Source organism: Rhizobium subbaraonis, from assembly GCF_900220975.1.
GTDB lineage: Bacteria > Pseudomonadota > Alphaproteobacteria > Rhizobiales > Rhizobiaceae > Mycoplana > Mycoplana subbaraonis.
This window is the reverse complement of record NZ_OBQD01000006.1, coordinates 331939-351879: the sequence shown is the minus strand read 5'-3', so window position 1 is coordinate 351879 and position 19941 is coordinate 331939. Positions and strand designations below refer to the sequence as shown.

The window sequence follows — 19941 nt, the reverse complement described above, 5'->3', positions numbered from 1 at the left end:
GCGCACCGCTTGCGGCTAAACGCCTCAAATCTCCGTCAATTCGGCTTTTGCAATTGGAAAAGGCATGGTGTTCCATTAATTGGACGCCATGTTCTTCTGGATCCTTGTTGCCGTTCTCACCGCCGCGGTCGCGGCCGTCCTGCTCCTCCCGCTCCTGCGGGCAGGGGGGCGATCGAATGTCGACGATACGAACGACGCCGAGGTCTACCGTGACCAGCTAGAGGAATTGATGCGCGACGAGGCCGCAGGCCTGATCGGCAAGGCCGAAGCGGAACTGGCGCGGGCAGAGATCGCCCGGCGCCTGATCGCGGCCACGGCGCGCGAAGGGGCGAGCAGGAGCGGGCAACACCCTGCGACGACGCGGCGGCGCAATCTCCTGGCTCAGGCGCTGATCATCGTCGTCATGCCGGCCGTGGGGCTCTGTCTCTACTTGTCGGCCGGACACCCCGAGCTTCCCGCGCAGCCACTGGCCGCGCGCCTTGCCAATCCCGGCAACGACGTCAACATCCTGATCGCCAAGGCGGAAGCCCACCTCGCCGAGAACCCGGACGACGGGGCTGGCTGGGATATTCTCGCGCCCATCTACTACCGCAACGGGCGGATCGAGGATTCGGCCAATGCCTATCGGGAGGGGATCCGCGTGCTTGGACCGTCCGCAGCAAGGCTCGACGGATACGCCGAGGCGCTGATCGCGCTGTCGGGCGGGATCGTCACGAAGGATGCGCGCGAGGTACTGCAGCAGTCGCAGGCGCTGGATGCCGGCAATCCGCGCACGCGCTTCTACCTCGCTTTGGCGCTGGAACAGGAAGGCAGGCGCGACGAGGCGCTGGCGGCCTTCGAGGCGCTGGCGAAGGATTCGCCCGCCGATGCCCCCTGGCTGCCGCTCGTCAAACGGCATGTTGCCGGCCTTTCCCGGGGAGAGCAGGCGAAGCCGCCTGGCAATCCCGATGCAGGGCAAGTGGCGGCCGCCGACGAGATGACGCCGGACGATCGCCGACAGATGATTGCCGGGATGGTCGAGAGCCTTGCGGACCGGCTGAAGGAAGACCCCCACAATTTCGAGGGCTGGATGCGCATCATCCGCTCCTATGCTGTTCTGGATCAAAGACAGGCGGCCGAGGACGCCCTACGCACGGCGCTGAAGAATTTTCCCCCGCAGAGCGAGAATGGCAGGCAACTGCTGGCGCTGGCGGACGAACTGGCGATCAAGGTCGAGGGTAGCGGGCAATGACGCGCAAGCAGAAGCGGTTGGCAGTCATCGGCGGGGGCGTGGGCTTCCTGGTTGCGGCGGTGCTGCTGGTCATGTTCGCCTTCAGCCAGTCGATCGCCTATTTTTATGTGCCGGGCGATCTTGCCACCGCCAACGTGCCGCCAGGAACGCGCATCCGGCTCGGCGGTCTGGTCGAGACAGGAACGGTGAAGCGCGGCGAGGGCTCGACCGTGACATTTGCCGTGACCGACACGATCGGTACCGTGCCGGTGACCTATACTGGCATCCTGCCGGATCTCTTCCGCGAGGGGCAGGGCGTCGTTGCCGAAGGCAGCTTCGCATCCGGCAGTTCCGTATTCGTTGCCGACACCGTGCTTGCCAAGCATGATGAAACCTACATGCCGAAAGACGTGGCCGACCGCCTCAAGGCCCAAGGCGTGACGCTCAGCGGCAAGGAGACGATCCGGTGATCATCGAAATCGGGCATTACGCGCTGATCCTCGTGCTGGCGACGTCGATCGTCCAGTCGCTGCTGCCGCTCGCCGGAACGCTCCGGAACGACCCCGCGCTGATGGCGGTGGCCCCGGCAGCCGCGACGGCGGGATTCCTGCTGACGCTCTTTTCGTTCTCTGTCCTGACTTTCGCCTACGTAACCTCGGACTTTTCGGTGCGGAACGTCTGGGAGAACTCTCATTCGCTGAAGCCGATGATCTACAAGGTCTCCGGCGTCTGGGGGAACCACGAAGGTTCGATGATGCTGTGGCTGCTGATCCTCGCCTTTTTCAGCGCGCTGGTGGCGACCTTCGGCGGTAATCTTCCCGACCGGCTGAAGGCAAACGTGCTGGCCGTGCAGGGCTGGATCACAGCCGCCTTCGCCCTCTTCATCCTGTTGACCTCCAACCCGTTCCTGCGTCTCGATCCGGCACCGGGCGAAGGCAAGGACCTCAATCCGATCCTGCAGGACGTCGGCCTGGCGATCCATCCGCCGCTTCTGTATCTCGGCTATGTCGGCTTCTCCGTCTGCTTCTCCTTCGCGATCGCCGCCCTGATCGACGGGCGCATCGATGCTGCCTGGGCCCGCTGGGTGCGCCCCTGGGCGCTGATGGCCTGGAGCTTCCTGACGGCCGGCATCGCCATGGGGTCCTACTGGGCCTATTACGAACTCGGCTGGGGCGGCTGGTGGTTTTGGGATCCGGTGGAAAACGCCTCCTTCATGCCGTGGCTGGCGGGCACGGCACTCCTGCATTCGGCGCTTGTCATGGAAAAGCGCGAGGCGCTGAAGATCTGGACGGTGCTGCTCGCGATCCTGACCTTCTCTCTTTCTTTGCTCGGGACGTTCCTCGTCCGCTCCGGCGTGCTGACATCGGTTCACGCCTTTGCCACAGACCCGACCCGTGGCGTGTTCATTCTTGCGATCCTGATCGTCTTCATCGGCGGAGCCCTGTCGCTCTTCGCCTTTCGCGCGCCGGCGCTGAAGGCAGGCGGGCTGTTCGCGCCGATATCGCGCGAGGGTGCGCTGGTCTTCAACAACCTGATCCTGACGACGGCTGCCGCCACGGTGCTGACCGGCACGCTGTATCCGCTGGTGCTCGAATCGCTGACCGGAGAAAAGATCTCGGTCGGCGCCCCGTTCTTCAACCTGACGTTCGGGCTGCTGATGGTGCCGCTTTTGCTGGCCGTGCCCTTCGGGCCGTTGCTCGCATGGAAGCGCGGCGATGTTCTTGCCGCCGGGCAGCGCCTCTTTGCCGCCGTCGGCGTGGGGCTGGCGCTGGCCGCGATCGTCCAGTGGATGCACGGCGGCGGGCCGGTGCTTTCCTATTTCGGCCTCGCGCTCGGTTTCTACATGCTGGCGGGCTCGGTGACGGACCTGGCACTGCGGGCCGGTGTCGGAAAGGTCAGCGCGGGGATCGCGCGCAAGCGCTTGTTCGGCCTGCCGGGATCGGCCTTCGGCACGGCGCTGGCCCATTTCGGCCTCGGCGTGACCGTGATCGGCATCGTCGCCGTCTCCGCATTCGAGACCGAGCACGTCGTAGAGATGAAGCCGGGCGCCACGGTCACCGCCGGCGGATATACCTTGACGTTCGACGGCATGCGGCAGGGGCGCGGAGCCAACTACACCGAGGAAAGCGGGCATTTCAGCATTTCCCGCGCCGGGGTCAAGGCAGGCGAGGTCTGGTCCTCGAAGCGGTTCTACACGGCGCGGCGGATGCCGACGACCGAGGCGGGCATCCGCACCTTCGGGTTCAGCCAGCTCTATGTGTCGCTGGGCGATCAGATGGGCGACGGCGGCATCGTCGTTCGCGTCTGGTGGAAACCGATGATCCTGTGCATCTGGTTCGGCACTCTCATCATGATGGCCGGCGGCGCCGTGTCGCTGTTCGACCGCCGCCTGCGGATCGGTGCGCCGCAGGGTGCGCGCACGACAAAGGCAGCCGCGCGCCTGGAGGCCGCGGAATGATTCGCAAGCTTCTCCTTGCCGCGGCGTTCCTGCTCGGTTCCATCCCGGCGCTCGCCGTCAATCCGGACGAAGTCTTGTCCGATCCGGTGCTCGAGGCGCGCGCCAGGGCGTTGTCGGCCCAGTTGCGCTGCATGGTTTGCCAGAACCAGTCGATCGACGATTCCAACGCCGAGCTTGCCCGCGACCTGCGGCTTCTCGTGCGCGAACGGATCGCCAGCGGAGACAGCGACGAGGCCGTGATCGACTATGTGGTCTCCCGCTACGGCGAGTTCGTGCTGCTCAAGCCGCGGCTGAAGCCGGAGACGCTTTTGCTGTGGGGCGCACCGATCGTCGTCTTTCTGGGCGGGGCGGTCGCGATGGTCCTGTTCGTCCGTCGACGTTCGGGGCAGGCCGTCGGCGAGCCCTTGACGGCGGACGAGAAGGCGGCACTTGAACGAATTGTGGGCACGGATCGGCCGGACGGAGGGGCCGGCGCGCAATAGTGTTGGCACCATTGGCGAATTGTGGCCAACATTACCAAAAATTCATGCCGCGGACAGTGCACCGTAATGTGCGAGGACCTATCTCTTGGTCATCGATCTCCAGTCGAGCCAACAGAGAAAAGGTTCTGCGATGTCTAAACAAGTTTCCTTCCGTCCCTCTTTCAAGACGGTCCTGAAGACCTCGACCGTTGCCGGTCTCGCCGCGCTGATGCTGGCGACGGGCATTCCGGCGCAGGTCGCCCAGTCCTTCGCCGAACCCGTCAAAGTGACGGCACCCCAGGTGGCAAGCTTCGGGGACGTTGTCGATGCGGTATCGCCGGCCGTCGTTTCTGTTCGTGTGCAGTCGGACGTCAAGCCCGTCTCCGACGACAGCAACGGCTTCGGCTTCAACTTCGGCGGCCGCGGTTTCGATGAACTGCCGGACGACCATCCGCTGAAGCGCTTCTTCCGCGAATTCGGCGGCCCGGACGGCGGCCCGCGTGCGGATCGCGGTCCCGGTCAGCGCCAGTTCGGCGACAAGGACGGCGGCAAGCGCAAGGGTCACCTGCGCCCCACCTCGCAGGGTTCCGGCTTCTTCATCTCCGAGGACGGCTACATCGTCACCAACAACCACGTCGTTAACGACGGCGCCGCCTTCACCATCATCATGAACGACGGCACCGAGCTGGACGCCAAGCTGGTCGGCAAGGACAGCCGCACCGACCTCGCCGTGCTCAAGGTCGACAACAAGGAGAACCGCAAGTTCACCTACGTCACCTTTGCCGACGACAGCAAGGTGCGCGTCGGCGACTGGGTCGTCGCCGTCGGCAACCCGTTCGGCCTGGGTGGCACGGTGACCGCCGGCATCATCTCGGCCCGCGGCCGCGACATCGGCTCTGGCCCCTATGACGACTACCTGCAGATCGACGCTGCCGTTAACCGCGGCAACTCGGGTGGCCCGGCCTTCGACCTCAACGGTGAAGTCGTCGGCATCAACACGGCAATCTTCTCGCCCTCGGGCGGCAACGTCGGCATCGCGTTTGCGATCCCCGCGTCTGTCGCAAAGGACGTGGTGTCCGACCTGATGAAGGATGGCAAGGTCGATCGTGGTTGGCTTGGCGTCCAGATCCAGCCGGTGACGAAGGACATCGCCGAATCGCTCGGCCTGGCAGAGGCACAGGGTGCGCTGGTCGTCGAACCGCAGGCCGGTTCGCCGGGTGAGAAGGCCGGCATCAAGGAGGGCGACGTCATCACCGCTCTCGACGGCGACACCATCAAGGACCCGCGCGACCTCGCAAAGCGTGTGGCCGTGGTCAAGCCTGGCACGAATGTGGAGCTTTCAGTCTGGCGCAACGGCAAGTCCGAGACCGTCAAGGTCGAGATCGCCAGGCTGGAGGCCGACAAGCAGGCGTCTTCCGAGCAGCAGTCTGCACCCGACCAGCAGCCGTCTGCCCAGGAAGAACTCGCCAGCCTCGGGATCTCCGTAACCCCGTCCGATGACGGCAGCGGTGTAACCGTCGCCGCCGTGGACCCGGACTCCGATGCGAGCGATCGCGGCCTGAAGGAAGGCGACCGCATCACTTCGGTCAACAACCAGGAAATCAAGTCGGCTGACGATATCACGAAGGTCATCGAACAGGCACGCAAGGACGGTCGTTCCAAGGCGCTGTTCCAGGTCGAGACCGACAACGGCAGCCGCTTCCTCGCCCTGCCGATCGACCAGGGCTGACCCGCACAGCTCGATCCTGGCGCCGCGAAATCGCAAGGTTTCGCGGCGCTTGCGTCGAGACACCGGACAATTCGCCATTCCGGACGTCGCAGACAACCTGTTCAATCTCGCTATAACCCGTGTAAGGTTCATCCATGAAGATACTGATTGTAGAAGATGATCTGGATGCAGCCGCCTACCTGACCAAGGCGTTTCGCGAGGCGGGGATCGTCTCCGATCACGCCAGCGACGGAGATAGCGGGCTGTTTCTTGCAACCGAGAATTCCTACGACGCCCTCGTCGTCGACCGCATGCTGCCCCGGCGCGACGGCCTGTCGCTGATTTCCGAGCTGCGCGCACGCGGCATCCATACGCCCGCCCTGATCCTGTCGGCATTGGGCCAGGTCGACGACCGGGTGACGGGCCTGCGCGCCGGCGGCGACGACTACCTGCCCAAACCCTATGCCTTCAGCGAACTTCTGGCGCGTGTCGAGGTGCTCGGCCGGCGCAAGGGGACCCCCGAACAGGACATGACCTACCGGGTCGGGGACCTGGAACTCGACCGGCTGGCGCATGTGGTGCGCCGCGGCGGCCGGGAGATACTGCTGCAGCCGCGTGAATTCCGCCTGCTGGAATATCTGATGAAGAATGCCGGCCAGGTGGTGACGCGAACCATGCTGCTCGAAAACGTATGGGACTATCACTTCGATCCGCAGACCAACGTCATCGACGTGCACGTCTCTCGCCTGCGCTCCAAGATCGAGAAGGACTTCGACCAGCCCCTGCTGCGGACGGTACGGGGCGCCGGCTACATGATCAAGGACGAGGTATCCGCCTGAATGCTGTCGGGAATGGCGACACTTTTCCGCACCACCGCGGTTCGCCTGTCCGGGCTCTACATCCTGCTGTTTGCGGCCTGTGCGGCATTCCTGGTCTTCTACGTCACCTCCATGTCGGAAAACCTGCTGCGGCAGCAGATGCGCGAAACCGTGCTCAGCGAGGTCGCAGAGATTCAGGACGTCTTCAACCGGGCCGGCATGAACGGCCTTCTGAGAACGCTGGAGCGCCGCGCCCGCCAGCCGGGCGCAAACCTCTACATTATCGCCAATCCCGCGGGCGAGATCCTTGCCGGCAACGTGCTGTCCCTCCAGCCCGGCGTTCTGGACAGGGATGGCTGGACCGAGACCCCCTTTCGCTACGAGCGATTCGGCGACGAAGGCAAGTCCGAGCGGCATGCCGCACGCGCTGAGGTCTTTTTGCTGTCCAACGGCCTGAAGATACTGGTCGGCCGCGACCTCGGCGAGCCGGAGCACTTCCGCGGCCTGGTGCGCCAGGCGCTGGTCGTCGCCCTCGGCATCATGGGCATCGGCGCGCTGGCGATCTGGTATCTGATCGGCCGCAACGCGCTGCGCCGTATGGACCGCATGTCGGACGCCAGCCAGCGTATCATGGACGGCGACCTCAGCCAGCGCCTGCCGGTCGGACGGTCCGGCGACGAGTTCGACCGGCTTTCGGAATCCCTGAATTCCATGCTGGGGCGTATCGAGAAGCTCAACGAAGGCCTGCGGCAGGTTTCCGACAACATCGCCCATGACCTCAAGACCCCGCTGACGCGGCTTCGCAACAAGGCCGAAGCGGCGCTCGCCGGCAAGACCACGCCAGCGGAGTATCGCGAGGCGCTTTCGGAGATGATTGCCGAATCCGACCAGTTGATCCGCACCTTCAACGCGCTTTTGATGATCTCGCGGGTCGAGGCGGGCTCGGCGGTCGCCGAAATGCTGCCAGTCGACCTGTCGCAGATCGTCTCCGACTGCGTCGAACTCTACGAGCCGGCGGCCGAGGAGGCCGGCTTGGCCGTCACCGCCGACGTCGCACCCGATATCCATATCAACGGCAATCGCGAACTGATCGGGCAGGCGCTCGGCAATCTCCTGGACAATGCGATCAAATATGCGGAAGGCGCTGCGGACGGCCGGATTTGCGTACGCCTGGAGCGCGATGGCGAGGGAGCGGTCGTCTCAGTCTCCGACAACGGCCCCGGCATTCCCGCAGAAGAGCGCGCCAACGTGCTCAAGCGTTTCGTTCGCCTCGACAAGAGCCGGAGCAAGCCCGGAACAGGCCTGGGCCTGTCGCTGGTGGAGGCGGTGATGGAGGTGCATCACGGCAGCCTCGCGCTCGGCGAGACCGGCGAGGGCATCGATGCCAGAGGACTGACGGCGACGATGCGTTTTCCGGCCGCGGTGCCGGCAAAGGCCTGACGTCTGCCCGCTCTTCGCGTCCCCTATCCGAACGGAATTTGCTGACCGTTCAGCCGCTTTCTCTCCCGGGATCGGTTTTCGTCGCTCGCCTTGGCTGGTAGAGGAGGGGGAGGGGATCGTGGGCAGGCCGGTCTTGCAAGAGCCTGCACCGACAAGTCGCCCCATCGGAGGAGAACCATGAGGCTGACCGACGAAACGCGTCTGAGCGATATCTGCGCCTGCAAGATCCGGCCGCTCAGCCAGACGGAGGTGAAGTCGGTCCTTTCCGACCTGAAGGATATCGCGCGTGACCATCATGATGTTGCCAAGCTGCTGGTATCGGAGTCGGTTCTGAAGGACTTCGTCGTGGCGGCATTTTCGCTGTCGCCATTCCTGCGCGATACCGCTCGCGTCTCACCGGAGCTTCTTTCCATTGCCATTACCGAGCCGCTCCTGCCGGAGCTTCGACAGGCCATTGCCGAGGCGCGCGGGGCATGGGACCCGGCGTTGAACGCCGACGTCTCCGAGGCGGCGGTCATGGCGCGGCTGCGAAGGGCCAAGCGCAAGGTCGCATTCCTGACTGCAATGGCCGACCTTGCCAAGCTGATCGACGGGCGGCAGACAACAGCACTTCTCAGCGACCTTGCCGAGGCCGCGGTAGGCGCGGCGATGGATCACCTGCTGCTGTCGGCGGAGGCATCCGGCAAGGTGAAGCTGAAAGACAGCATCCGTCCCTCGGCCGGATCAGGCATGATCGTGCTCGGCATGGGCAAGCTCGGCGCCGGCGAACTCAACTATTCTTCCGACATCGACCTTGTGGTCTTCTTCGACCCACAGGCGGAGATCGCGCTCGATCCGGGCGAGGCGACGGAGACCTTTGCAAGGCTGGTTCGGCGGCTGATCCGGATCATGCAGGAGCGGACGGCCGACGGCTACGTTTTCCGCACCGACCTCCGTCTACGGCCGGATCCGGGCGCCACGCCGCTGGCGATATCGGTCGATTCGGCCATGCTCTATTACGAAAGCCGTGGCCAGAACTGGGAGCGGGCCGCCTTCATCAAGGCCAAGGCCATCGCCGGCGATGTGCCCGCTGGCGAAAGCTTCCTGCGCGAGCTGACGCCTTTCGTCTTCCGCAAGTATCTCGACTATGCCGCGATCGCCGACATTCATTCGATCAAACGGCAGATCCATGTCCACAAGGGGCATTGGGAAATCGCGGTGAAGGGCCACAACGTCAAGCTCGGCCGCGGCGGCATTCGCGAGATCGAATTCTTCGTCCAGACCCAGCAACTGATCGCCGGCGGACGCATGCCGGCGCTCAGGCTGCGTTCGACGGAGGCGATGCTGCAGGAACTGGCGCGGACGGGCTGGATCGACGTAGCGACCGCGACCGAACTGACCGAAGCCTACTGGTTCCTGCGCGACGTCGAGCACCGCATCCAGATGGTGCGCGACGAACAGACCCACGTGCTTCCGGAGACCGAAGCCGAGCTCAGACGCATCGCCTTCATGATGGGCTTTGCCGATACGGCTGCATTCGCAGACGCGCTCGTGACGGTGCTGAAGACCGTGGAACGCCGCTATGGAGACCTGTTCGAGCAGGAGGCGAAGCTCTCCACCGAAGGCGGAAACCTGGTCTTCACCGGGCAGCGGGACGATCCCGACACGCTTGCCACCCTGCGCAAGCTGGGATTCCAGCGGCCCGAAGCGATCTCGCAGACGATCCGCACCTGGCATTACGGGCGCTACCGTGCCACCCAGTCCGTCGAGGCGCGCGAGCGCCTGACGGAACTGACGCCGGAGCTTCTGAAGGTGTTCGGCGAAAGCAAGCGCGCGGACGAGGCATTGCTGCGCTTCGATACCTTTCTTTCGGGCCTGCCGGCGGGGATTCAGCTCTTTTCGTTGCTTGGCAACAATCCCCGGCTGCTGTCGCTAATCGTCAATGTCATGTCGTCCGCGCCGAGGCTGGCCGAGATCATCGCCGCGCGCCCGCACGTCTTCGATGGCATGCTCGATCCCCGCCTTCTGGCTGAGCTGCCGACGCGCACCTCCCTGGCCGAGCGGATCGCGGCGTTCCTGTCCGGCGCGCGCCACTATGAGGAGGTGCTCGACCGGCTGCGCATCATCGCCGCCGAGCAGCGCTTCTTGATCGGCATCCGGCTGTTGACGGGCACGATCGGTGGCGCGCAGGCGGGGCGCGCGTTCACACATGTCGCCGATCTGATCATCGAGGCGGCGCTTTGCGCCGTCCAGCGCGAGATCGAGGCCGCGCATGGTGTGTTCCCCGGCGGGCGCGTCGCAGTCCTCGGCATGGGCAAGCTCGGGAGTTTCGAACTGACCGACGGTTCCGACGTCGATCTCATCCTGCTCTATGATTACGAGGGGAATGCTGCGAGCGAGTCGGACGGGCCAAAGCCGTTGGATGCGACGCGCTACTTCGCCCGGATGACCCAGCGCCTGATCGCGGCGCTGTCAGCGCCGACCGCAGAAGGCGTGCTCTACGAGGTCGACATGCGGCTTCGCCCGTCGGGCAACAAGGGGCCGGTGGCGACGCGTATCGCATCCTTCGCCAAGTATCAGGAGGAGGAGGCCTGGACCTGGGAGCACATGGCGCTCACCCGCGCACGCGTGGTCTGTGGCGACGAAAGCCTTGCGGAAGAGGCACGCACAACGATCTGCAAGCTGCTGGAGCGAAAGCGAGACGTTTCGGCGATCGCGAAGGATGTGGCAGAAATGCGCGCCCTCATCGAGCAGGAGAAAGCCCCGAAGGACATCTGGGACCTCAAGCTCATCCCCGGCGGGCTGATCGACATCGAGTTCATCGCCCAGTTCCTGACGCTCGTCGGGCCTGCGCGCGGGGCGGAGCTTCCGGCCGCCGCCATGCCGACGGGCGAGGCGCTGGCGATCGTCGCCCGCGGGCAGATGGATCCGAACAGCCTCGACACCATCTTGCAGGCGCTGCGGACCTATACCGAGATTTCCCAGATCGTCCGCCTCTGCATCGACGGTCCCTTCGATCCGAAGGAAGCACCGGCCGGGCTTGTTGACCTCGTCTGCCGGGCCGGCGATTGCCCGGACCTCAAGACGCTGGAGGCCGAGCTGCGCCGGCTATCAAAAGCGGTGCGGCGCATTTTCCAGGCGACCGTCACCGCCTGAAAGCTGCGGTTTCGGGTGATCTCAGGCGGTGGCCTTGCAGGACTGCGTCGCGCCCTGGCGTTCGGGGATCCGCACAGAGATGACGGTTCCCTTGCCTTCCTGCGAATGGATGCGCATGGCGCCGCCGTGCAGCCGGGTCAGCGACCGCGATATGGCAAGGCCGAGGCCGGAACCGCCCTTGCTCTTGGCATACTGGCTCTGCACTTGTTCGAATGGCTGGCCGATCTTGGCGAGCGCTTGCTTGGGAATCCCGATGCCTGTGTCGGCGATCGTCAGCGTCACGGCGCCCCCGAGCTTGCGCGCCCGCACGCGGACCTCCCCGCCGTTGTCGGTAAATTTCATCGCGTTCGAGAGCAGGTTCAAAAGGATCTGTTTCATCGCGCGGCGATCCGCCACGAGCGAAAGCCCGCTGGAAACCTCTTGCACGATGTGGATGTCTTTCTGCTTGGCCTGCACGGCGGTCAGACGCAGCGTCTCGTCGACGAGCGGGGCGAGATCGATCTGCTCGCAGCTGATGCGCATGTGACCCGCCTCGATCTTCGACATGTCGAGAATGTCGGTGATGACATTGAGCAGGTGCTGGCCGCTGTCGTGAATGTCGCGGGCGTACTCGTCGTATTTCTCCGAACCCAGCGGTCCGAACATCTGGTTCTGCAGGATCTCGGAGAAGCCGAGGATGGCGTTGAGCGGCGTGCGCAGCTCGTGCGACATGTTGGCCAGGAACTCGGATTTGGCCCGGTTGGCCGCTTCGGCCCGGTCTTTCTCCGCCTGATAGTTCGCATTCGCGATCGAAAGTTCGGATTTCTGCTGTTCAAGCGTTGCGCGGGAGGCGGACAGATCGCCGATTGTCGCCACCAAGCGCCGTTCGGATTCCCGCAGGCGTGCCTGATGCCGCTTGATCATGGAGATGTCGGTTCCGACGGAGACGAGGCCGCCGTCGCGCGTGCGCCGCTCGTTGACCTGCAGCCAGCGTTCGTCGGCAAGCTGCACCTCCGTCGTCTGCGAACCGGTGCCGGCGCCGTTGTCCGCCATCCGCCTTGCAATCACCGGACGGGCAGCGGCTGCGAGCACCACCAGCCGTTCGGTTCCCGGTACGAGCACGTCGTCCGGCAATCCATAGGCCTGCTGGTAGTGTGCGTTGCACATGACGAGGCGGTCGTCCTTGTCCCACAGGACGAAGGTTTCAGACGTGCACTCGATCGCGACCGCCAGCCGCTGGTCGGCCTCCTGATAGCGCTGGGCCAACCGATGCTGTTCGGTGACGTCCATGGCGATACCGATGATGTGGGTGCGGCCCGAACCCATCCGGATCAGCTGCGCGCGGGCGCGAAGCCACACGTAGTGGCCGTCGGCATGCCGCATGCGGAACACCTGGTCGACCTGGCGTGCCTCGCCCTTGGCGATCGCGCGGGCCACCTGGTAGATGCCGTCGTCATCCGGGTGCATGAGGCGCGCGGCGTCGCCGAAGGAGAGGTAGTCCTCCTTCGGGCTCATGCCGAGCATCTCGTACATCGAGCGCGACCAGAACAGCCGGCGACTGGAGAGATCGAAGTCCCAGAGGCCGCAACGGCCGCGCGCAAGCGCAGTCTCCACGCGCAGATTGGATTCGACGAAGATCGCATCGGCATCGCGCGAGCGCTTGGCCTGCAGGAAATAGGCATAGAGAATGAAGCCGAGAATGGCGGATATGCCGGCAAAGAGCGTCACGTTCAGCGACAGCTCGCTCCGCCACAGCGTCTCGATCGCCTCCAGCGGGCTGGCAACGAGCGCATAGCCGGCGCCGTTCGGCGCATCGATGATCGATACGTAGTGATCCGCCTGACCGATGCTGGCGCGCATGACGCCGGAAGGCTCGCCGAAATAATGCGTCGCTGCGACGTCGGGCGCGATCCGGGCGACCGACATGCCGACGAAGCGCGCGCCTGACAGCGAGCCGCCGAACACCCGCCCGCTCTTCTGGATGAAAAGGACGAGTGCGCCTTCAGGTAGCCGGTCCTGTGGGAGGTACTTTGCAAGGGCACGTTCGGCATCGCCACGCACGCCCTCAGAAATCAGTCGGCCCTCGTCCGTCGAAACGAGAACGGAGACGGCGGCGGCCATCAGCGCGGTGCTGTCGCGGACACCCCTGTCCATGCGCTGCTGCTCAAACATCAGCCCGCTCAGCCGGGCGATCCCGACAACGAGGAGAAAGGCGATGATCAGGACCGGGATCGAACGCTTCAGCACTGGCTCCGCACGCGACATGCGAAGCGATTCCGGACCGGCGAATATCCGCGCGCGCCCCGAAAGGTCCTTGTCCCAGGTTGCCACACCTGGAAATTTGAGACGAATCCGCCCCCCGGCTGCGCGTCCCCGCTGCGCGTCCGCCATGTCCAATACCCTGTTTCTTCTGGTGATTCGGAAATGCCGCTCATCCGAATCTAAGCTAATGAATCATTCGCGATTCGCCTTGTCCAGAGGAAACGGTAAAACTCTGTTAACCATTTCTTGCGGGTGGAAATTCGCACTTGCCGGTGGAAGGCGGCGCACCGCGCGGCGTCGGCGTTGTCAGCGGGCAGGGAGGAGAGGTGTTGCCGGAGCGCTGCCCGGCCGGAACAGGTCCCGGCCGGCAACAACCCTGATCAGAACATCGGAAGGAAGGGCCGCAGCGCTTATGCCTTCAGCATGCGTTCCACGATGTCCGACACGTCCGAAGAAAGCTTCTCCCCGGCAGCGATCGTGCGCAGTGCATTGCGCGCATGGTCGGAGCGCACGTCTTCGAGCGCCCGCCAGGAGCGCATCGAAGTGAGAATACGGGCGGCAAGCTGTGGGTTCTTCGGATCGATCTCGAGGATCTGCTCGGCGAGGAAGCGGTAACCCGCGCCATCGGCGCGGTTGAAGCCGGTCGGATTGGAGAAGGCGAAGGTGCCGACGAGCGCGCGTACGCGGTTCGGGTTCGACCTGTTGAAGAGCGGGCTCTCCATGAGCGCCCTGACCCGATCCAGCGCGCCGTAGCCGGGAATGGTCGACTGGATGGAGAACCACTTGTCGATGACCAGTGCATTGTCGGCAAAGCGTGCCCGGAACGCCTCCAGTGCTTCTGCCGTCTGCGGCGCATCCGGGAAGCGATGGGCGAGCACGGTGAGGGCCGCGCTCAGGTCGGTCATGTTGTCGGCGGTCTCGAAGGCCTTCGCCGCGCGATCGGGCCGGCCCTCGGCAATGGCGAGATAGCCGAGAGCGGCATTGCGAAGCGCGCGCTTTCCAGCGCTGGCCGCATCCGGCGTGAAACCACCCCTGGTGTGGTTGCGGTCGAAGAGCGCTGCGAAGAGTTCCGCTCCCTTGTGTGCGACGACCTCCAGGACAGCCTCGCGGCCGGCGCGGATCGCATCCGGGTCGTTGTTGCCGCCATGTTCCCGGGCGACGTCGGCTTCGCTCGGCAGCGCGAGAATCTGCGCGCGGAAGGCGGGCTCGAGCGTTTCGTCGCCGGCAACGGCGATGAGCGTGTCGGCCAGAAGCGGATCGACGGCGATTTCACCGGCGTTACGGGCGCCGCGGGCGGCTTCGACGAGGTTCGGCAGCGCGATGTCGTTTAGTGCCTGCCAGCGTGCGAAAAAGTCGCTGTCGTGCCGGGCGACGTGCGCCAGGTCTGCGAGGGGCTGTTCGAAATGCAGGTTGATCGGCGCGGAGAAACCACGGTTGAGCGTGACCACCGGCCGCGTCGGAATGCCAGAGAATGTGACCGTCTGCTGGCGCTTGGTCAGGTGCAGGACGTCGCCGGTGACCTCCGCCCCCTCGATGGCCCTCGGCTGCGCCTCCGTGCCGTCGGCGAGCAGCAGGCCGAAACGCAGCGGAATGTGCATGGGCTCCTTGGCCGACTGGCCGGGCGTGGGCGGAACCATCTGCTCGAAGGACAGGGTGAACACGCCCTTCGCCTGGTCGAAGGCGCTCGAGACGGTGACCAGCGGCGTGCCGGCCTGATGATACCATAGAGAGAACTGCGACAGATCGCGGCCGCTCGCATCCTCGAAGCACTTGACGAAATCTTCGATCGTCGCGGCATCGCCGTCATGACGCTCGAAATAGAGATCCATGCCCTGCTTGAAGAGCTCGGCGCCGAGAATGGTCGCGATCATGCGCGTGACCTCGGAGCCCTTCTCATAGACGGTCGTCGTATAGAAATTGTTGATTTCCCGATACTTCGTCGGGCGCACCGGATGGGCGAGGGGGCCGGCATCCTCGGGGAACTGTTCGGATTTCAGATGCCGCACCTCGGCGATGCGCTTGACGGCGCGCGAGCGCTGGTCGGCCGAAAACTCGTGGTCGCGATAAACCGTCAGCCCTTCCTTCAGGCACAGCTGGAACCAGTCGCGGCAGGTGATGCGGTTGCCGGTCCAGTTGTGGAAGTATTCGTGGGCGATGATCGCCTCGATGTTGGCGTAGTCCGCGTCGGTCGCCGTGTCTGGGTCGGCCAGCACGTACTTGTCGTTGAAGACGTTGAGCCCCTTGTTCTCCATCGCCCCCATGTTGAAGTCGGAGACCGCGACGATCATGAAGATGTCGAGATCGTATTCGCGACCGAAGACATCCTCGTCCCACTTCATCGAGCGTTTCAACGCATCCATCGCATAGGCCGCGCGCGGTTCCTTGCCGTGCTCAACATAGATCTTGAGCACGACTTCGCGACCGGACATGGTGGTGAAGCTATCCTCGACGACGCCGAGGTCGCCGGCCACCAGCGCAAAGAGATAGCTCGGCTTCGGGTGCGGGTCGAACCAGGCGGCGAAGTGCTTGCCCTCGCCATAGCCGGCCCCACCCAGGAAATTGCCGTTCGATAGCAGCAGTGGGCAGCTTTCCTTGTCGGCGATGATGTTGACGGTGTAGACGCAGAGCACGTCGGGCCGGTCGTAGAAGTACGTGATCCGGCGGAACCCTTCGGCCTCGCACTGGGTGCAGTAGATGCCGTTGGTCCGGTAGAGACCCATCAGCTGGGTGTTCGCTTCGGGATTGATCACCGTGTCGACCGTGATCTCGAACGATCCCGTTTCGGGAAGTTCGCGGATCGTCAGCACGTCGTCTTCTTCCGTGAACCTTTCGGCTTCCATCGGCATGCCGTCGTAGAGCAGGCCGGTCATGTTCAGTTCGTCGCCATCCAGGACGAGCGGGGCGTCCGTTGCTGCCCCTTCGCGTCGGTGGAACAACATGCGTGATGTGCACTTCGTTTCCGTCGGATCAAGTTCGAATGTGAGGTCGACACGCTCGAGTACGAAGTCAGTCGGACGGTAGTCTGCCAGATTGATGATCCGGCCGCTCTCAGTGCGCATGGTATGTCCTGCTCGTGTCCTTCAGCTTGTCCTGATTTAGAGCATCGGGACGAAGGGCGAAAGGACGGATTGGTCTTCGGCTGAATTCCTTCTATGCAATCCGGCTTAACATCTCATTGCCGTCTTGCACCCTCCAACGATTTCTTTGGAGGCAGTGCGGCCGCAGGTTGAACGGCGCCCATCAAAACCTTTTCGCCGGCATCACCAAAATTCATCCCCGCATCGGGCAAAACCCCGTTATTGTCTAGCCGATTGAATATTTGAATGACGCTCCGCGTCACCGGCTCCTGCGCGGGCTGCGAATAAGAGACTGTTCTCCCATGGAGTTCGACCAACAGCAGCCGATGAAGGCGATCTTCCTCAAGGTCTCCTCCGTCGTGATCTTCGTCTGCATGTCCACGCTGATCAAGGCGGCGGGCAAGGACATTCCGACCGGCCAGATCACCTTCTATCGCTCGGCCTTCGCCATGCTGCCGATCATGGCCTATCTCGCCTTTCGAGGCGAACTGATCCATTCCTTCCGCACCAAGGACGTGACCGGGCATCTGGCCCGCGGCTTCGTCGGCATCCTGGCCATGAGCTTCGGCTTTTATGGCCTGATCCATCTGCCGCTGCCCGAAGCGATTGCCATCGGATATGCGATGCCGCTGATCGCGGTCATGATCGCAGCCCTGTTCCTGAAGGAAACGGTGGGGCTTTACCGTTGGTCGGCGGTTCTCATCGGGCTGATCGGCGTCACCATCATCACCTGGCCACGTTTGACGCTCCTCGATGCGGGCGGCATCGGCACGGCGGAGGCCTTGGGCGCTGCAGCCGTTCTCGTCTCAGCAACCCTTGGCGCCGTCGCGATGGTGCTGGTGCGCAAGCTGATCCAGACGGAAAAGACGCCGACGATCGTTCTCTACTTCTCGCTCTCGGCATCGGTCTTTTCGCTTGCCACCCTGCCGCTCGGCTGGGCGGATCTCGACAGCAGGGCGCTGCTGCTTCTGGCGCTTGCGGGTTTTTGCGGCGGGGTGGCGCAGATCCTGCTGACGGCGAGCTACCGTTATGCCGACGTCTCGACCATCGCCCCGTTCGAGTACACCTCGATCGTGCTCGGCCTCGGCTTCGGCTATGTGCTGTTTGGCGATGTGCCGACGCTTGCGATGCTCGTCGGCACGCTGATCGTCATCTGCGCCGGCATTTTCATCATTGTCCGCGAGCACAGGCTTGGCCTGCGCCGGAAGGCCGCCCGCAGGCACATGACCCCACATGGATGAAGCCTGCGGGATTTCCGCAAACGCAAGCCGCTGTCAGGGCTTCGTCCATTGCGGCGTGGTGGTGTCGGCGATCAGGGGCTCGTCGGAGCTTTCTCCCTGCAGCGCTGCGGCAGACGCTTCCGCGCCGAGTGGCTGCACCGGCATCGCCTGGTAGTCGGTCTTCGCCACCATGCCGCTTGCCGCGTCGCGGCGGGCGATGCGCCAGGCGGCATAGCCGCCGTAGATGGCGAAGTAGAGCGTGAAGACGGCAAACAGCGCCGTCGGGCCGAAACGGTCCATCACCGGGCCCGCCACCAGCGGCCCGGAGATCGTGCCCATGCCGTAGACGATCATCATCCCCGAGGACACTTCGACATATTCGTCCGGCTGGGCGAGGTCGTTCGCATGAGCGACGTTGAGCGCGTAGATCGGAAACAGCACACTGCCGACGAGCGCCGCAACAACATAGAGCAGCGTCGGCGGGCCGCCCTGTACGGCGATCATGGCGAGGCTGGCAGCGACGCCGACGATGCCGCAGGCGACCATCACGAGGCGCCGGTCCATGCGGTCCGAGGCGCGACCGATCGGGATCTGGGCGAGCGTGCTGCCGACGAGGAGGGCGGCGAGCAGGGTGGCCCCCTGCGCCGTCGAAAGCCCGATCCGCTGGGTGAAGACGCCGCCGAGGTTCAGCCAGGCGCCCGACAGCGCCCCGGCCAGAAAGGCGCCGACGACGGCAACCGGCGAACGGCGGTAAAGCTTGAGCACGTTGAAGCGTGCCTGTGTCGGCGGCGCGGGCAGCGGCGAGGAGGTCAGCGCGGTCGGCAGCAGCGACACCGAGAAGATGATGGCGCAGAGAATGAACAGCGTCGTGTTGGTCGGATCTCCAAGCGGCACCAGGTACTGGCCGGCCACGCTGCCGACCATCGTGATCATGACGTAGAGGGAAAACACGCTGGCGCGATTCTCGTTCGTCACCCGCTCGTTCAGCCAGCTCTCGATGATCAGATAGCTGCCGGCGATGGCAAAGCCCGATATCGTCCTGAAGACGATCCAGGCGCGCCAGTCGACCATGAGCGAGCAGAGCAGGATGGCAATGGAAAGCAACGTGATCAGTGCCACGAAGACGCGCACATGCCCGACGGCGAGAATGAATTTCGGCGTGACGATGCACGAGGACGTGAAGCCGAGCGTATAGCCGGTCGCAATCCAGGTGATCGTCTGCGTCGACCAGCCTTCGGCAACGGCGCGCACGGGAACGACGTAGCTCTGCAGACCGAACGCCACCATCATCAGCAGCGTGGAGATCAGCAGGCTCAGGAACGGGACGAGGCTCGCGAGCATCGGGAAATCCGGAAAGGAGAAATGCGCCTCAGTGGTGACGCGGACAGGAGGAGTGTGCCTCTAAAGAACTCCTCGCGCGCTGTCCAGCGCGACAACGCCTGCCGCAAAGAACCGCAGCGGCGGTGCCTTGACGTCGCGAAACTGCAGCGGCTTGCCGTGGCCGACTGGAGGCTTCTGCCAGCTCAATTCGGCATGAGAGCCTTCAGCTGATCCTGGCGCTGCATGGCGTTGCGCGGAAGCGTTGCAAGCACGTTGTACTCGCGGGCGGCGTTGACCGCGGTGCGGATGTCGTGCAGGTCGGCGATCAGCTTGCGTATGCGTCCCATTCTCTTCTCCTCAAGCCTATCTCCAGAATGCGGGAACCGCATTCGGGCGAAAAGGCAAAACGACAAAAGGAGCGCTGGGGGCGCTCCGCGGCTTCTTTCGTGAAAGTGAATGCGCCGGCAAGAGCCGTTCAGTGATCCGGCACGCAATGGTCTGCATGCACGCAAGGGTCTGCATGCCGGAGCAGGCGATCAACGCTGTACGAATTCGGCGTAGATATTGGCCGGGCGGTTGATGCGAGCGTAGCCAGCGGCGGTCATCTGCTCGTTGGCCGGGGCGCGCGTGCCGCCGAAACCACTAGCCCGACGGAAGCCGGCGTAGCGCAGCGTCTCGAAGCTGGAATGGATGGGGCGAAGGCGGGCGGTCATGATCTCGTTCCTTAATCTGTCCTCCCGCTTGCTAATATTGCAGCGCAGCATTTGATTTGCAATGCGACATTGCGACCGCCTGATATGCGTATTTGACATGGCTTCGGTAATATTTTGTTCATAATAGCGGCAAATCGCGC

The 19941-nt window shown here is 64.2% G+C and carries 14 protein-coding genes; 9 read left to right on the top strand and 5 right to left on the bottom strand.

From position 1 onward, the window contains the following. The first annotated feature begins 88 nt into the window (after positions 1 to 88). From ccmI to CRO48_RS11675, 8 genes are all read left to right on the top strand, one after another. On the top strand, positions 89 to 1231 hold the full coding sequence (gene ccmI, locus CRO48_RS11710; protein ID WP_097139354.1) for a c-type cytochrome biogenesis protein CcmI: 1143 nt from the start codon (positions 89 to 91) through the stop codon (positions 1229 to 1231). Continuing rightward, complete coding sequence (gene ccmE / locus CRO48_RS11705) at positions 1228 to 1680, top strand: cytochrome c maturation protein CcmE (RefSeq protein ID WP_097139352.1); 453 nt, start codon at positions 1228 to 1230, stop codon at positions 1678 to 1680. Before ccmI ends, ccmE begins: the two co-directional genes overlap by 4 nt. Then, positions 1677 to 3668 (top strand): heme lyase CcmF/NrfE family subunit, encoded by a 1992-nt coding sequence (locus tag CRO48_RS11700; protein ID WP_097139350.1) that lies wholly within the window; start codon positions 1677 to 1679, stop codon positions 3666 to 3668. Before ccmE ends, CRO48_RS11700 begins: the two co-directional genes overlap by 4 nt. Then, positions 3665 to 4150 carry a cytochrome c-type biogenesis protein gene (locus tag CRO48_RS11695; RefSeq protein WP_097139348.1) on the top strand — a complete coding sequence of 162 codons (486 nt, stop codon included), beginning with the start codon at positions 3665 to 3667 and terminating at the stop codon, positions 4148 to 4150. The genes CRO48_RS11700 and CRO48_RS11695 overlap by 4 nt, the downstream gene beginning before the upstream one ends. Positions 4151 to 4280: 130 nt before the next feature. Beyond that, positions 4281 to 5858 (top strand): Do family serine endopeptidase, encoded by a 1578-nt coding sequence (locus tag CRO48_RS11690; RefSeq protein ID WP_097139346.1) that lies wholly within the window; start codon positions 4281 to 4283, stop codon positions 5856 to 5858. 134 nt (positions 5859 to 5992) lie between these two features. Next, entirely contained in the window at positions 5993 to 6676 is a 684-nt protein-coding gene (locus tag CRO48_RS11685) for a response regulator transcription factor (protein ID WP_097139344.1), read from the top strand. Between the two features lie 3 nt (positions 6677 to 6679). Then, positions 6680 to 8095, top strand: coding sequence for a sensor histidine kinase (locus CRO48_RS11680; protein ID WP_097139442.1), 1416 nt, complete (start codon positions 6680 to 6682; stop codon positions 8093 to 8095). Between the two features lie 177 nt (positions 8096 to 8272). Beyond that, positions 8273 to 11230 (top strand): bifunctional [glutamine synthetase] adenylyltransferase/[glutamine synthetase]-adenylyl-L-tyrosine phosphorylase, encoded by a 2958-nt coding sequence (locus CRO48_RS11675; RefSeq protein ID WP_097139342.1) that lies wholly within the window; start codon positions 8273 to 8275, stop codon positions 11228 to 11230. Positions 11231 to 11251: 21 nt separating this feature from the next. Here the strand turns inward: CRO48_RS11675 and CRO48_RS11670 are convergent, their stop codons facing one another. Continuing rightward, entirely contained in the window at positions 11252 to 13600 is a 2349-nt protein-coding gene (locus CRO48_RS11670; protein WP_097139340.1) for a PAS domain-containing sensor histidine kinase, read from the bottom strand. Between the two features lie 281 nt (positions 13601 to 13881). Then, positions 13882 to 16530, bottom strand: coding sequence for an aminopeptidase N (gene pepN, locus CRO48_RS11665; protein WP_097139338.1), 2649 nt, complete (start codon positions 16528 to 16530; stop codon positions 13882 to 13884). A 320-nt stretch (positions 16531 to 16850) separates the two neighbouring features. Between pepN and CRO48_RS11660 the strand changes: the two genes are divergently transcribed. Beyond that, a complete protein-coding gene (locus CRO48_RS11660) occupies positions 16851 to 17789 on the top strand; it encodes a DMT family transporter (protein WP_097139336.1) in 939 nt (312 codons plus the stop codon). 33 nt (positions 17790 to 17822) lie between these two features. On the opposite strand, the gene CRO48_RS11655 is transcribed toward CRO48_RS11660, so the two are convergent. The 3 genes from CRO48_RS11655 to CRO48_RS32180 all read right to left on the bottom strand — a co-directional run bounded on the left by CRO48_RS11655 (position 17823) and on the right by CRO48_RS32180 (position 19801). Beyond that, complete coding sequence (locus tag CRO48_RS11655) at positions 17823 to 19109, bottom strand: MFS transporter (RefSeq protein WP_097139334.1); 1287 nt, start codon at positions 19107 to 19109, stop codon at positions 17823 to 17825. Between the two features lie 182 nt (positions 19110 to 19291). Then, complete coding sequence (locus CRO48_RS32185; RefSeq protein ID WP_176526726.1) at positions 19292 to 19435, bottom strand: hypothetical protein; 144 nt, start codon at positions 19433 to 19435, stop codon at positions 19292 to 19294. 189 nt (positions 19436 to 19624) lie between these two features. Further along, the gene (locus CRO48_RS32180; protein WP_097139331.1) at positions 19625 to 19801 is read right to left on the bottom strand and encodes a hypothetical protein; all 177 of its coding nucleotides are present in this window, start codon (positions 19799 to 19801) and stop codon (positions 19625 to 19627) included. Positions 19802 to 19941: the final 140 nt, after the last annotated feature.

Excerpts from the sequence above, each read along its gene's own strand:
- ccmI (WP_097139354.1), top strand. The coding sequence starts at position 89 with ATGTTCTTCTGGATCCTTGTTGCCGTTCTCACCGCCGCGGTCGCGGCC.
- ccmE (WP_097139352.1), top strand. The coding sequence starts at position 1,228 with ATGACGCGCAAGCAGAAGCGGTTGGCAGTCATCGGCGGGGGCGTGGGC.
- CRO48_RS11695 (WP_097139348.1), top strand. The coding sequence starts at position 3,665 with ATGATTCGCAAGCTTCTCCTTGCCGCGGCGTTCCTGCTCGGTTCCATC.
- CRO48_RS11690 (WP_097139346.1), top strand. The coding sequence starts at position 4,281 with ATGTCTAAACAAGTTTCCTTCCGTCCCTCTTTCAAGACGGTCCTGAAG.
- CRO48_RS11685 (WP_097139344.1), top strand. The coding sequence starts at position 5,993 with ATGAAGATACTGATTGTAGAAGATGATCTGGATGCAGCCGCCTACCTG.
- CRO48_RS11675 (WP_097139342.1), top strand. The coding sequence starts at position 8,273 with ATGAGGCTGACCGACGAAACGCGTCTGAGCGATATCTGCGCCTGCAAG.
- CRO48_RS11670 (WP_097139340.1), bottom strand. The coding sequence starts at position 13,600 with ATGGCGGACGCGCAGCGGGGACGCGCAGCCGGGGGGCGGATTCGTCTC.
- pepN (WP_097139338.1), bottom strand. The coding sequence starts at position 16,530 with ATGCGCACTGAGAGCGGCCGGATCATCAATCTGGCAGACTACCGTCCG.
- CRO48_RS11660 (WP_097139336.1), top strand. The coding sequence starts at position 16,851 with ATGGAGTTCGACCAACAGCAGCCGATGAAGGCGATCTTCCTCAAGGTC.
- CRO48_RS11655 (WP_097139334.1), bottom strand. The coding sequence starts at position 19,109 with ATGCTCGCGAGCCTCGTCCCGTTCCTGAGCCTGCTGATCTCCACGCTG.
- CRO48_RS32185 (WP_176526726.1), bottom strand. The coding sequence starts at position 19,435 with ATGGGACGCATACGCAAGCTGATCGCCGACCTGCACGACATCCGCACC.
- CRO48_RS32180 (WP_097139331.1), bottom strand. The coding sequence starts at position 19,801 with ATGACCGCCCGCCTTCGCCCCATCCATTCCAGCTTCGAGACGCTGCGC.